The sequence below is a fragment of the Brachyspira sp. genome (genome assembly GCF_050873525.1).
GTDB lineage: Bacteria > Spirochaetota > Brachyspiria > Brachyspirales > Brachyspiraceae > Brachyspira.
The window spans coordinates 1-15,125 of the sequence record NZ_JBNMIZ010000037.1 but is presented as its reverse complement, the minus strand read 5'-3'; the positions used below and the strand labels follow the sequence as shown (position 1 = coordinate 15,125).

Here is a 15,125-nt window from a genome sequence, read left to right as displayed (position 1 = left end):
TTTTTAATATTCGGCTTTACATTAATATTTTTTATGTTAAAATCTTTATCATTAAATTAATTAAAATAAAAAATTAATAAATATAAACGGAGTTATTAAATGGGATTATTCACTAAAAAAATTGAAATAAAAAGTCCTATAAAAGGCAAATTAATCGACATAACCGAAGTAAAAGACGAAGCGTTTTCAAGCAAAGCGCTGGGAGACGGAATGGCTATAATTCCCGCTGACGGAAAAGTTTTCTCTCCGATAGACGGCGAAGTGATAACGATGATAGACACAAATCACGCGATAGGTTTGGAAGCTAAAGGAGTTGAAATTCTTATACATATAGGAATGGATACGGTTAAATTGCAAGGAAAATATTTTAAATCGCATGTCAAAGAAGGCTATAAAGTAAAAGCTGGAACTTTATTAATCGAATTTGAAAAAGAAGAAGTTGAAAAAGAATACGATATAACCTCGCCTATAATCATTTCAAATTTTACCGAATTGAAAGAATGCATTAAAACCGAACCGAGAGATGTTGAAGTCGGCGATTTGATTATGACTATAGTAAAATAAAATTTAAATATTTAAATTTAAATAAATAAAAAAATTTAATCGTTATAATCTTTTAATTTTCTGTAGAGCGTGGCTCTCTCTATTCCAAGAATTTTTGAAACTTGAGCCTTATTAAAATTATTTCTGCCTAATAAATAATTGATATATTTTTTTTCAAGTTCTTCCAAAGTTAAATCTTTATCAACCGAAAAAATTTCTTTATCCGATTTCAATGCCCAATCTGGAATATTGCTTTCTTCTATTTTTCCGTCCCGCGACATTACAACCATCGTTTCTATCATATTTCTTAATTCCCGAACATTTCCTTCCCATTGAAGAGACGACAATATTTTATAAACTTTTTTATCGACAGATTTAATTTCAATAGAATGAACTGCGGAAAATTCTTTGATAAAATTATCTATAAGAAGCGGAATATCTTCGCGTCTTTCTCTCAAAGGAGGCATTTCGATTTTGATAACATTCAATCTATAATATAAATCTTCTCTAAATTTTCCCGTTTTAATTTCTTCCGATAATTTTTTATTTGTTGCGGCTATCACTCTTATATCGACATTTATCGGAGTATTCGAGCCTACATGTTCGATTACTCTCTCTTCCAATACCCTTAAAAGTTTGACTTGAACGGTTTGATTAATCTCTCCTATTTCGTCCAAAAAAATTGTTCCTTTATTAGCCGCCTCGAATCTTCCGATTTTTTTATCAATCGCTCCCGTGAAAGCGCCTTTTTCATGTCCGAATAATTCGCTCTCCAAAACTCCTTCTGAAAGCGCCACACAGTTTACCGTTATATAAGGCTGTTTCGCTCTGTCGGAAATTTGATGAATTGCGTTTGCCACAAGTTCTTTACCCGTTCCGCTTTCGCCTTCTATTAAAACCGTAGCTTTCGTTCTTGCGACTTGTTTTATCGCTTCGTAAACTTTTAACATTTTAGAACTATGCCCAATCATCCCGTAAAAACTTTCATGATAATCGACTCGCTTCTCAAGACTTTCGTTGGTTTTCTTTATATTTTTACTTTCCAAAGCCCGCGCTATTATTAAAAGCATTTTATCCAAATTAAACGGTTTAGTCATGAAATCGTAAGCGCCGAGTCTCATCATATCGACTGCCGTTTCTACATTTCCATGTCCAGTTAAAATTATTACGGGAATATGTTTGTCAAAATCCAAAACATCTTTTAAAAATTCTTCTCCCGTTTTTTCTGGCATTTTCAAATCGGTAATAACCAAATCTATTCCGCCTTTATAAACTATATCGATTCCTTTATCTCCGTTTTCTGCGGTTGCGACTTCATAACCTTCGTATTCCAAAGATTTTTTTATTCCGTCTCTTATATTTTTTTCATCGTCTATTATTAGTATTTTAGCCATATAATAAATCCGTTTTTAAAAATTTTTGATTTTCTTGAAGCAAAGGAAGTTTTATTATAACTTTCGTTCCTCTTCCGTATTCGCTTTCTATATTTATATTTCCGTTATGAGCTTCTATTATTCGAGCGACATTGGTGAGTCCGAGTCCCGTGCCATGTCTTTTTGTGGTAAAATAAGGCTCAAAAATTTTTGGAAGCAGTTCTTCTTTTATTCCGATTCCGTTATCTTTTACGATTATCAAAGCAAAATTGTCGACAGTTTTTAATTTTATTTGAATTTCTTTCTTATATTTTTTTTCGTTTTTTTCCAAAATAGAATCAATCGCGTTTTGAATAATATTTATTAAAGACTGTTTAATATATCTTTCGTCAATTCGCATTATCAAATTGTCTCTGTCGAATTTAATTTCCATATTTATATTATTATTTTCAATTTCGTATTTCAAAAAATCGATTGTCGATAAAATTAAAGAGTTGATATTTATTTCTTCCAAATTAAGTTCCAGCTTTCTAACCGAAAATAAAAAAGAATTAATCGTATCTTCGAGCCTTCCGATTTCTTCTTTTATAATTGCGCAATAATCTTTTAACTCGGCAAAACATTGAGAGGAATTGTCGATATTTTTTTTAATTATTTTTTCGATAAGTTGAATATATATTGAAATAGAACCCAAAGGATTTTTTATTTCATGCGCCACGCCCGCCGCCAAAGTGGTAAGCGAAGCCAACTGCTCGGCTCTTTTAAGTTTTTGGGAATTTTCGTAAGTTTGAGTTATATCGAAAGCCTTTATTAAAGTTCCTATTATTCTACCGCTCTCTCCCAAAGGAAAAATATTTATTTGAAGAATTCTTTTATTGTCATCGTCTCTTAATAATTTGGTATCCGAATCGTTTTCTTTAATTAGCTCCAAAATTATTTTTCCCGTTTCGCTGTCGGATAAATATTTTGAAAGAGGTTCGTTTTCGCAGTTTCTTGGAATTGAAAATAGAAAACAGGCTTTTTTATTTATTCCCTGAATTATTCCGTTTATGTCGATTGAAATAATTCCCTCTTCCAAATTTTCTATAATCGTATTTTGAGAATAGCATAAATCGGATAACCTTTCAAATATTCTTTTCTTTTCATTATCCGAAACTTTATCGAAGTTCTTTAAAAATTTATCGAAAAACTGATTTGCCCTATTCATTTTTAAAGTATATTAGAAATATAAAAAACTTTCAATAGTTTTATATTATGATAAAAATAATATCATTTGAAAGATTTCGCTTGAATTATTTACTTTAAACAAATTATATTATAAACTCTAATAATCAATTTTAAGATTTGAAAATTATAAATCAATAAAAAATATTATGAAAAGTTTTAAATTAGAATCGAATTTCAAACCGTCTGGTGACCAAAGTCAGGCTATAGAAAATTTAGTAAAAGGGCTTGAAAATAAAAATAAATATCAAACATTGCTCGGTGTTACGGCAAGCGGAAAAACTTTCACTATCGCAAATGTTATAGAAAAAGTAAATCGCCCTACTCTCGTTCTTTCGCATAATAAAACTTTGGCGGCGCAGCTTTATAGAGAGCTTAAAGATTTTTTCCCGAGTAATGCGGTTGAATATTTCGTTTCGTATTATGATTATTATCAGCCAGAAGCTTATGTTCCCGCAAAAGATTTGTATATTGATAAAGACGCTTCGATTAACGATGAAATTGACAGATTGAGACTTAAGGCTACGACTTCGCTTCTTGAAAGAAGAGATGTGATAATAGTCGCTTCAGTTTCCTGCATATACGGATTAGGTTCGCCTGAAGATTACAGACAATTATATATAGCGGTAGAAAAAGACGAAGAATACGACAGAGATACGATTATTGAAAAATTAGTTTCGATACAATATGAGCGAACGAGAGACATATTGGAGAGAGCAAAATTCAAAGTCATAGGCGACACTTTGGAAATAATGAGCGCTTATTCGGACGAAGTTATAAGAATAGAATTTTTCGGCGATACGGTTGAAAGAATCACAAAAATAAATCCGATAACGAAAAAACAAATCGAAGAACAGGATAGAGTCGTAATTTATCCTGCGAAACATTTTGTCACGGGAGAATTAAAATTAAACAAAGGAATCAAACTCATAGAAAAAGAACTTAAAGAACAATACGATAAATTTCAAAGCGAAGGAAAACTTATAGAAGCGGAAAGATTATACGGAAGAACAAAATACGATGTGGAAATGCTTAAAGAAGTCGGCTACTGCTCGGGAATAGAAAATTATTCTCGTCATTTGGCGGGCAGAAACGAAGGAGAGCGTCCCGCCTGTTTGATAGATTATTTTCCTGAAGATTTTTTAACCGTTATAGACGAATCGCATGTAAGCGTTCCGCAAATAAGAGGAATGTTTCACGGAGACAGAAGCAGAAAAGAGACTTTGGTAAAATACGGATTCAGACTCCCATCGGCTTTGGATAACAGACCTTTATTTTTTGAAGAATTTGAAAAACTAACGGGCGACACGATATATATAAGCGCCACTCCCTCACAATACGAAATAAAAAAGAGCGGACATGTAGTAGAACAGATAATAAGACCCACAGGACTTCTTGACCCAGTGATAGAAGTTTATCCGATAGACGGACAGATTGATAAAATAATCGAAGAGATACAAAAAGTAGTAGAAAGAAACGAAAGAATATTTATAACCACTTTGACTAAAAAAATGGCGGAAGATTTAACGAAATATTTAAACGAACATAATATAAGAACGAGATATTTGCATTCCGACATTCATACGGTTGAAAGAGTCGAAATAATAAGAGATTTGCGGCTCGGAGAATTCGATGTTTTGGTTGGAATTAATCTTTTAAGAGAAGGACTCGATGTTCCAGAAGTTTCTTTGATATTGATATTGGATGCCGATAAAACTGGATTTTTAAGAAATACTACAACGCTTATTCAAACTATAGGAAGAGCTGCAAGAAATGCAAACGGAAGAGTAATAATGTTTGCGGACACGATTAGCGATGCGATGAAAGTGGCGATTGACGAAACGAATAGAAGAAGAGAAAAGCAAATAAAATACAATGAAGAAAATAATATTACTCCGAAAACAATCGTAAAAAAAATACAAGATATAATAGAGCGTGAGGATAAAGTAGAAACCTCTTACGAACTTCATTTTGATTTTAGAAGATTCAACGATGAAGTAAAAATAGACCCTAAAAAAGAAAGCAAAAATTATATAAAAGAACTTGAAAAAGAAATGAAAAAAGCATCCGACAATTTGGAATTTGAAAAAGCGATAGAAATTAGAGAAAGAATAAACGAATTAAAAAATTTGAAATCGTCAAGTAAAAATAAAAGTAAAATTAGTAAAGTGAAAATAAAATAATTTTAACGATAAAAACAACGATAAATTTTAGTCCCTCAAAAAACCGTATTCATAAATCTTCGGTTTAATCTTCTTCGCCAAAATATCCATTTTATCTCTTAAATCTTTTATCAATTTATTATATTCTTCGTCAATGCTTTTATTATTCATTCTTCCGTTTGAATCCGTTCCTTGAAAATATTTCCTAATATCATAATATGATGCGTTATTATTAATATAACTTCCCGTTGTATGATAATATCTCCATAACTTTTTACCAGCTTCAAAAACATCTTTCGCTTCTTTTGAAAACTTAAGCGGTTTTGTAGGAATGAAATTTTTATTGTCAAATAGATTATCATTTTGGATTGCTTCACTTGGCGACATGCCCGCTTTAGCGCGTTCGCAATGACTATTATCTTTATCGTCATTCCGAGCGATAGCGAAGGAATCAATTTTATTTTTATCGCTTTGTTTATGACGACTAATTTTCCCGTCTATAAATTCTTTCATAAAATGCGAATCAAAACTATCCTCTGCTCCAACTTCTCTCTCGCTAAAGGGTATCCAATGATTAACTCCCGACTCCGCAGTAATTCGATTTTGCCCATGAAATAAAGTAAAAGCCAAACAATCGTTTTGAAAATTTTTATCCTCTTCCCATTTATCGTTTGGATATAAAAATTGGTCTCGATTATTTATCCAAGTCGCGTCAATGCATAATCGAACGGATAGATAAATAGAAATCGGAATTAAATTAGTAGCGGTTATTTTATATTTTGTAGCATTATTTAAATTTCCGCTTGCCACTTTAGTTTGAATGCTGGAAATTTTTAAGAATTTATTATTTTGATAATCGGGTCCGTTATTTCCCGTATATCCAAGAATTTCTCCATTCTGTTCATAGCTTGTAATCCATTGAGTTATCGTTAATTTTTTTTTATTAGCGGTATTTGAAGAAAATGATTTTTTTCCCAGTCGTTTTATTTTTTCATCGAAAATATCCACATTAACGCTTTTTATTTTTTGTTTTTTGGAAGTATCCCAAATCAAAAAGCCGATTGGAAAATTGCCTTGAACATTATCAAAAGTATTTGCGGGACAAATAAAACCTTTTAAAAATTTCGCTTTAAATTCTTCTCTGAAATTTATAAAACCGCTCGAATTGACATATTTTAAAGTTGAAAACGAAGCTAAAATACAATTTGGAATTTCTTTATAAATTCTAATAAAAAATTGAGTGAAAATTTCTCTTATTGAAAGTCCTAAATTTAATTCAACGCTATACTTTTCGTAAACTTTGCCTAATGTCGCAACTTTCGTTTTATTTTTTCCCGTTCCCGTAGCCTGCTTTTGGTCGCCCGCTTCCGCATAAGGAGGATTTATATAAATAATTAATTTTTCTGGATTCTCGTCAATCACTCTCTTCAATTCTCTCGGCAATTTAGAAAAATCATCATTCAAAAAATCAAACTTGAATATATGATTTCTAAACATTCCAGAACCGCTCCTCAATCGCGCAAGCATAATATCAACATCCGCCTGGTCGATTGTCGATGCCCAAATATTATTTACATTAGTCAGCCCAGCAAGCAAGTTTCCCGTCCCAGCAGCCAAATCCCAAATATGATATTCCTCCTGCCATCTCTTCCCCAAAACCGAAGCCAAATATTCCTGCGACTTTTCTGCCCAAATATGCGGAGTAAAAAACGAACCCTTGCGAGAACGTATATCTGGAGGAACGAGTAAATCTCGCCTATTGATAATATAATCCCAATATTCTTCTTTCGGAGGACGCTGATATTTCTTCCAAAAATCTTTATGCGCTTTCTGTTTATCGTAAAAATGCGCGGTCTTGCTTATTAGAAATCCCATCTTATCAATATTTCTTTCAAGCTCATAATGGTCACTTTTCAAAATAACGAAAAGTTTTTTAATTAAAGTCAAATTATTTTCGCTTAATAAATCTGCCAAATAAAAATCGGCATCGATTATTCCGCTTTGCTTCGCTTTATCCCAATCGACAGAAATCGAACTCTTTACAGAAAAAAGCCACTTTGAATAAATATTAACGAAATTATTTTTATCGATTTGAACTTTCGACAAATTATTATCATTCTTCCCAAAATTATTTGCAATAAAATCTTTAATCTCTTTATCGTCCGAACCGAATTTATAAATAAAACTTTCCGCTTCCAAAGTTTCTTTTACTAATTTGTAAAGCTGCTTAAACTCTTTAGAATTATGATTTGAAGGCGTCACATTCCAATTGAAATCGCTTTGAGAGAAGACATCCATTATTTTGTAGTAAGGAAGAAAGGCAATTTTTTCCGCATCGAAAGCGCCCAAAAAAGAAGGTGGCAAATGTTTATCGAAAATTCTTCCTTTCCCGATTGTGAGGATAAGTTGAATAAAGGATTCGTAAATATTGTGATTTTTTCCTTTTTTTGCTTCCGCCCATAAATAATATTCAGCCTCGAAATCTTTACTATCAAAAGTTTTTTGTTTGTTCAAATGTTTAGTCGTTTGGATTTTTTTTGCGATAGAAAAATCGATTTGTTCTATTATTTGTGTGGAATCGAAATTCTTAAAATAATCTTCCGAGATTTTATTTTTTAACTCTTCTTCTCTTAATTCTAAATCGTAACTCATTTTAAAAATTCCTTTTCCACAATTTTATTCTGGCGTCAATTATTCTTCAACGATATTTAAATCATAAGTCATTATTTAGCCTCTATAATAATCTTATGCTGTCCGTCATAACCGAATATATCTGGATTATACATTTCTTCCGCTTTAGTCGCTGGAAGCAAATATTCTCCCGGAGTCGCCGCTCTAACCACATATTTATAAACATGTTCGCCTTTATCGAGTATGTCGGCAAATAGCAAAACTCTATCGTTATAATTTTCCGTATGATTAAATCCGCCCCACCATCTTTCGCTATAGTTTCCCGTTATATCTTTTATCTCGCTACTTTCGGTTTCAAAACTTGAATTTAATATTCTCATTCCGCCCGCTATCGGAACATCCGCAACTACGAATCTCCTCTCATAAGGAGCGGTAATTTTTACGATAACGACATATTCCTCGCCTTGTTTGAATTTGTCTTTCGTCAAATCAAGCCTTTTTCCGTCCTTTGTTTCGTAATATCTTTCGACTTTTATTCCAGCGTCTCTATTAACGGCTAAATCTCTCGGAGCGTATTTTAATCGAACTACGTAATAAAGTCTGCCGTCTCCGTTTCTTCTTATAATAGCGTTTTCGTATTTGGAGTTTGCATTACTGAATCTCTCGATTTGGAATTCTTCGAGAGCGTAAGATTTTGTCATGCTCGGATTTGTTCTGTCCGAAAAAGTTTCCGCAAGTAAAGTTTTTCCTTGAAAGATAAATTCCGCTTTGAAATTAGGATTGACGCTTTCATATTTTTTGAAATATAAATTCATTGAAGAAAACGCGGCGACATTATCCTGCGTATTTAAATATCTTCCGTTTTTTCTCGTTTGAATTAGCCAGCGAACGACTTTCTCGTTTATAGGATTATCATAACCGATTTCTATTAAAGAACCCAAAGCTACTGAAGTATCTCTAACAGCCGAAGAATGAATCCAATACAAATTAGAATATTTTTCTTCCAATTCATAATGCGCAGTTGTTGAATCTTCTTTTAATGCATTTAAAATATACTGACGAATTCTATTAATCGCAACATTTCCGTATTTGTTATAATACATCGCGCGCATTAATTGAACCTGCCCGTAAAATGGAATATTACCTATTTGAGGATATAATCTGTCTATTATCGCTCTAACCTCTCTCGAATCATATTCTCCCTCTGCAAGAACCGAAGAAATATAAGCTATCGAAGACAAATTAATATATTCGTCATCCCAGAAATTCGGTTTTTCCGCATCTCCGCTTTTCGCGTAATGATTAAGATATTCCAAAGCCAAAATTAAAGATTTTTCGTCTATTTGATAACCTTCTTTTTTAGCCTTTATCATCGTTTCCGCCGCGTAAGCGGTAAGCCATGGAGATACCCAAGTTTTGCTCGTCCAATATGCAAATCCCCCGTCCGCCGTTTGATAGGAAGGCATATTTTTCAAGAAATCTTCAACGGTTTTATCCAAATCTTCTTCCGTTCTGTCGGTTAATTTCATGTCGACAATTAATCTTTTGCTTGTTATTATTGGATAGATTCTTGAAAGCTGCTGTTCTAAACATAGATAAGGATAATTCATTAAATATTCCAAACCTCCGCTCAATTCACTGAACGCGCTCGGAGACATATAAACATTAAGCTCTCCCGCTCCAGAATAAACTTCCGAATCTTTAGGAATTCTCATTCCGATATTCAAGCTGTCGTTAGTCATGCTCGAAAACATTGCCACAGATTCCGTTGTCATAGGAATATTTACTTCAAAAGTTTTTTCAACCGCATCCGTATATTCTCCGCCTTTTGCAAGAATCGTAATTTTAGCCTCGCCTCTATTTGTCGCTATTATATCGAATCTTATATCGGCGTTTCCTCCTTTTGGGACATTTATTTTTTGAATCGCGTTTTCTATATTCACATTAGAGCCAACCGCTTGAATTTCAATTTCCAAATCTTCATTAGAATAATTATAAATTAAGCTTCCCGCTTTGAATCTGTCTTCCACATAGGCAAATTCTGGTAAAGTCGGCATAAGCATCAAATTCTTTTTAACTACAACGACATCGTCCGAAGCTCCAAAATATCCGTCTTTATTTACAGCCGAAGCCATTATTCTAAAAGATGTAATATTGTCGGGCAAATTAAAAGTAACCGTAGCTTTTCCGCTCGAATCGGTTTTTACTCTTCCCTGATAAAATGCCGTGCTTAAAAAATTCTTTCTTATACTAAAGATATCCATTCCCATATCTCGCGAAGCTTTTGCGAGCATATTTGCAGATTCTAAAACTCCGTCTCCGCCCGGGATATCGCCTTTTTCTCCGTAATTTCTCTGCCCTATCAAATGTATTCTCGTGTCGGCACTCGCAACGCTTAAAGGTCTCGGTCCATAGAAAGTGTTAAACCAATTCGGAGTTCTATACCCAATTAAATTTAAAACTCCCAAATCGACTACGCTCAACATAATTTCCGTTTCCATAGCCTGCCCTTCTTTAGTTTCCACATATAAATCAACCGTCATCTCTTCTCTCGGCTCTCTCGTCTCATGCGATTTCGTTATTTTTACATTAAGCTCTTTTTCTCTTGGCGAAACCGAAATTCCCGCATAGCCTATTTTAAATGAAGGTTTTCCTTCGTCAGTCGCGTAATTTGTATAAGATTCGTCCTCTACTCTGCCCTTAACCAAAGAAACTCCGATATAAACATTAGGCAAATATTCTTTTTTAATCGGAACTTCTATCAAAGACGCGCTTCCTTCCAAATTGGTAATATAACTGTCGATTACGAATTCTCTTTCGACTGTAACCAAAGCGGTAGCGTTTTCGTAAGGAGATTTTACCATTATACGAGCCGTTTCGCCCGGAACATATTCCTCTTTTTCGGTTATAAGTTCGAGCAAATCGTCATCGAACATAGCCCAAGCGGCATAATCGTTTCCGATAACATACATATATTCGTCAGCGGCGACTTCTCTGTTTGCCGAATCTTTTGCTCTCGCCGTCACAATATATAAACCAGAATTTGTAGGAGTAAAAGTATATGGCACAGGATTATCGGCTCTCGTTGTAATAGTTTTCGTTTCGATAATATCGTCTATTTGTTTCGATTCCCATTGAAATCTTCCGCCCGTTATCGCCTTTCTTACCGATTCCCAATGCCTTCTTATAATTTGAACTTCTATTCTTTTTCTGTTTAGTCTGTTTCCTTCGGGGTCTGTGGCTATAAAATCGAGTCGAGTTTCTTTTCCCGTTTCAAGAAAATATCCCTGCCGCTTTATTCCTATATAAAAATCGCTTCCATGAACCAGAACATTTTTACTCGCGCTTACTTTTTGAGAATCCTCTCCCAAAACGGTAGATTCTATCAAAACATTTCCCGAATGAATCGAACGACTCGCGTCAATTTTCGGATTATAGCTATATTCTCCGTTTCCGTCCAAAGCTCCCGTTCCCGTAGCCAAAGTGGAATAATAATCGGTGTAATAATCGTCTTCAAACCAGCTTAATTTTGTGAATCTGAATCCCGCGTTATTTGGAGGAATAAAGAAAGTCTCTCTTATTGAAATATTATAATCGACAGAATTTGAAATCATAGGTTCGCCGAATAAATACCAGCCCGACATTTTTATAGGCATAGAATCGCCCAAAAAATATTTTTTATCTTCAACCCATAGTCGAGATTCAAATTCGAGAGGTTTATATTCTTCCACTCTAAAACTTTGATATAAAGTAAATAATTTGTTTTCGTCTTCATTGTTTACATTTTTATTGTTTTCGTCAATAAAATCAACTTGAATATTATAATAGCCCGTAGGAGCGTCAACGGGAAGAGTAAAATCTATCAAATAAGAACCGAATTCGTTTATACTTACATTGCCTTTTAATATTTCGTCTCCGCGCGAATTATCAACCGTAAATATTGCGTTGGTTAATCCGCTCGGAATTTGCCAATTTCCAATTTTATTTTCGCGCACAACTCCCTTTATATGAACTTCTTCGCCCGGTTTATAGAGTCCTCTTTCTGTAAACATCGCTCCGTTATAATCTTTATCGCTTTGATAATAATCGTAATTCACATCCATTCGCCAAGGAGATATTCCCGTTCCAAAATCGCTGTTTATAAATGAAATATCGTCTCCTTTAGTCACTATAGCCCATTGTCTCGGAGAACTCCATCTGCTCACTCTCTTTATATTTAAATCTCTGAAACCTTTTGTTGTCGCTATTCCATTATTGTCGGTTGTCGCAGTCGCTAAAATATTATTAAAATCGTCTCTAATTTCCACTTGAGCGCCCGCAATAGGATTTCCAGTTTTCAAATCGGTTACAAAAATCGTATTGGAATCGCCAGAGAATTTTCCCGTCACTCCCATCTCCGTAATTTGAATTTGCGAAGAAGTTTCATAATCGTCTTTATCGTAGCCGACTATAGTTTTGAAATTCAAAGCAAGCAAACCGAATTTATTATTATTCATATAATTTGTTAAATATAAAGCCGTCGTGGTATATCTGTTTCTTGATACATTCGCTTGAAAAGTAGATTCTGCATTATAGCCAAATAATCTTCTATAACTATTAGTATAATTTCTAAATTCCGCGGATTCGTCATATCGGTGAACATCTTTATTAACGAATAAAAACGGAATTATATTGTCTTTATCGACATATCTGCTTCTAACGGTTATAGGATTTGGATTGATAACTTCGATTGGAAATTTTATTCCTTCGTATGCTTCGACAATTCCCATGCCAGAAGGAATAGAAACTCTCGGATTATAATCGGTGACATTCAAAATAATAGTTTCTTCTTTTCCCAAAGTCTGCCCGTAAATATCTTTAAGATTTTCGTTTATTTTTATCGTATATTGAATATTAGGATTGAATCTTAATCTATATAATGAAAAATCTTTTGTATTCCAAATATCGTCCGCCAAATCCTCTTCGGATGGAAGTTGAATTTGAGGAGTTATTTCAATATTTCTTATCAAATCCGCCCAATAAACTTTTGTGGAAAAATTAATTCGAGGAGGCTCGGGAGAATATGACGCGGTTACCGTTTGTTCTTTATATTTTTCGCTTAAATAAAAATTATCATGTATATGGAAATTAAAACTATTATTTTCGGCGCTTCCCAAATCTCCGTCAATAGCCGCAAGTCCAGAATCTATACTAACGGTTATAATATCTTTTTTATCGAATTCTTCTTTCGGACTCAATACCAAAACCTGCCTTAAATCGTATTCGTCTATCTCCCAAAATCTTAAATCGTTCGTTGTCGCGTATCTTATATCGAAATCAAAATTCTTTCCGCTTCCGTTCGTTAATTTAATTTTTTCTTTCGCGCTTTGCAAATAAATAGGCATATTATAATAAACGACTATATTTACATCGGTTGCGATATCTCTCTGTTCGTTATAAGGAGAACTTTTTTCTCTTATCGGTCTTAAAGTATTGAACTGCCAAGTATAATCGTTTTCCAAAATCTCTCCGCTTACTTCGCTTTTTATTCCTTTTTTTAGAGTCGCTTCTATTTTAGTATTGTCGGGCAAAGTTTCGGATGGATAGAAAGCCAAAGTATTAACCGAAATCCATCTATAAGAACCTTTAATATCGATATTAAAAGAAAAATATTCGTTCGTTACTTCTTTTATAGTTTGGAGATTAACCATTTGCTGATTGAAAGAAACGGTTATCGCGTCATAATTATATCTGCTTGTATTCTCTCCGATTGGCGATGTTCTGTCTACTGTTACGGCGCTAAATAAATCGCTTCCCGCAAATAAAAACATTGATAGACAAATAATTTTTGATATGATTTTTTTCATTTTTTAATCCTTAAAATTGAATTTTTTATTTTTTGTTATTTTATTTTAGATATTATAATATAAATAAATTTTAAGTAAATATAAAAAAGAGCCTGCCCTCACGAGCAAGCCCAAAGTTTCAAAACAAATTATATATAGTTTTAAACTATAATCTAATTTTCTCGCTAACTAATAATCTTATGGCACCAAAGTCAACCACCAATTTTCAGCTTCAGTCATAATAAATCTAAAGTTATAACTATTTAAATTTCCTGAATGGTTAATTTTCGCATTCAATTTAGTGTCATAATATGAACTTGGATTTTTACCTATGAAATAGGACGCGTCTTTCCTATAGTTATTATCCGTTTTAAGGAAGCTGTAATATTCGTCAACTCCGAATTCGTAGCTGAACATAAAGTTATATCTGTCATCAACAGAAGCATAACCTACATTCATAAGCATGATAGACAAATCGCCTTCTTCTCGATTATGAGCAGCTCTCATAAACTCGTTAAGGTTCTTATTATTATATTTACCATAACCTTGTCGTCCTGCAGAATTATTGCTGTCTTTATTCAATACAGTTTTGTAAAGTCCGCCTATAGTCCAAACATCAGAAACTGTTCCCGTCCAATCTTGATTATATTTTACTATTACTCCTCCAACGAATTCTTTAAGTTTTATTCCGTTCGCATAATTTCCAGAATGAACTATATCCGCATTCTTATTGAAATAATAATAGTTTCCATCTTTAGGATTCGTTTTACGGTTATCGCCGTCTCTTATAACCCATCTTATGTTATCGTTACTACCCGCTCTTGTTATATGTTTTTTCCACATATCGTTCAAACTATTCGTATCCAAATAGCTTACAATTAGATAATTTCCCTTTGGCGTAATAAAAGGAGCGTATATCTCATATTTTGTGTTTTCAGGAAAATCTTCAGTTGTAGGCGTCTCTGGGTTTTTTGTAGATATATCCGTTTTATAATCCAAACCAAAAGAAGGTAAGTCGGTAGTTAAAGGTCCTGTTTTTTCTGGGACTGGCGTTTCTGGTATTTGAGTAAAACTTCCGTTGCCGCTACCGCTAATATCTTCCGTATTTCCGCAGGCAACTATACCTACGATACTAAATGCCGCTACCAATAAAATAATAGCTATTCGTTTTGAAAATTTTAATACTTTTGTGTTAATCATAATTAACTCCTTATTTTAGTAAATTTCAGGTTCTTTAAACCTTACACTAATAGTATAACAAATTTTTTAGAAAAGTCAAGTAAAAAATTTTATAATACTTGCCAAATGCATGCAAAGTGAATATGACAATAGATATATTTCTATCAAAAAATGAATTTATTTATATT

The 15,125-nt window shown here is 33.3% G+C and carries 7 protein-coding genes; 2 read left to right on the top strand and 5 right to left on the bottom strand.

Annotated elements, in window-relative coordinates:
* Positions 1-99: 99 nt before the first annotated feature.
* Positions 100-564, top strand: coding sequence for a PTS sugar transporter subunit IIA (locus ACR0QS_RS04325; RefSeq protein ID WP_432632215.1), 465 nt, complete (start codon positions 100-102; stop codon positions 562-564).
* A gap of 35 nt (positions 565-599) precedes the next feature.
* On the opposite strand, the gene ACR0QS_RS04320 is transcribed toward ACR0QS_RS04325, so the two are convergent.
* A complete protein-coding gene (locus ACR0QS_RS04320) occupies positions 600-1,937 on the bottom strand; it encodes a sigma-54-dependent transcriptional regulator (protein ID WP_432632214.1) in 1,338 nt (445 codons plus the stop codon).
* Positions 1,930-3,123, bottom strand: a complete 1,194-nt coding sequence (locus ACR0QS_RS04315; protein ID WP_432632213.1) for a sensor histidine kinase — start codon at positions 3,121-3,123, stop codon at positions 1,930-1,932. The genes ACR0QS_RS04320 and ACR0QS_RS04315 overlap by 8 nt, the downstream gene beginning before the upstream one ends.
* A gap of 166 nt (positions 3,124-3,289) precedes the next feature.
* Here ACR0QS_RS04315 and uvrB point away from each other — a divergent pair, with 166 nt between their 5' ends.
* On the top strand, positions 3,290-5,323 hold the full coding sequence (gene uvrB, locus ACR0QS_RS04310; RefSeq protein ID WP_432632212.1) for an excinuclease ABC subunit UvrB: 2,034 nt from the start codon (positions 3,290-3,292) through the stop codon (positions 5,321-5,323).
* 27 nt (positions 5,324-5,350) lie between these two features.
* Here uvrB and ACR0QS_RS04305 read toward each other — a convergent pair whose 3' ends face one another.
* The 3 genes from ACR0QS_RS04305 to ACR0QS_RS04295 all read right to left on the bottom strand — a co-directional run bounded on the left by ACR0QS_RS04305 (position 5,351) and on the right by ACR0QS_RS04295 (position 14,958).
* Entirely contained in the window at positions 5,351-7,954 is a 2,604-nt protein-coding gene (locus ACR0QS_RS04305) for a hypothetical protein (protein WP_432632211.1), read from the bottom strand.
* A gap of 71 nt (positions 7,955-8,025) precedes the next feature.
* Complete coding sequence (locus ACR0QS_RS04300) at positions 8,026-13,779, bottom strand: alpha-2-macroglobulin family protein (RefSeq protein WP_432632210.1); 5,754 nt, start codon at positions 13,777-13,779, stop codon at positions 8,026-8,028.
* Between the two features lie 177 nt (positions 13,780-13,956).
* On the bottom strand, positions 13,957-14,958 hold the full coding sequence (locus tag ACR0QS_RS04295) for a hypothetical protein (protein WP_432632209.1): 1,002 nt from the start codon (positions 14,956-14,958) through the stop codon (positions 13,957-13,959).
* Between the last annotated feature and the right edge of the window lie 167 nt (positions 14,959-15,125).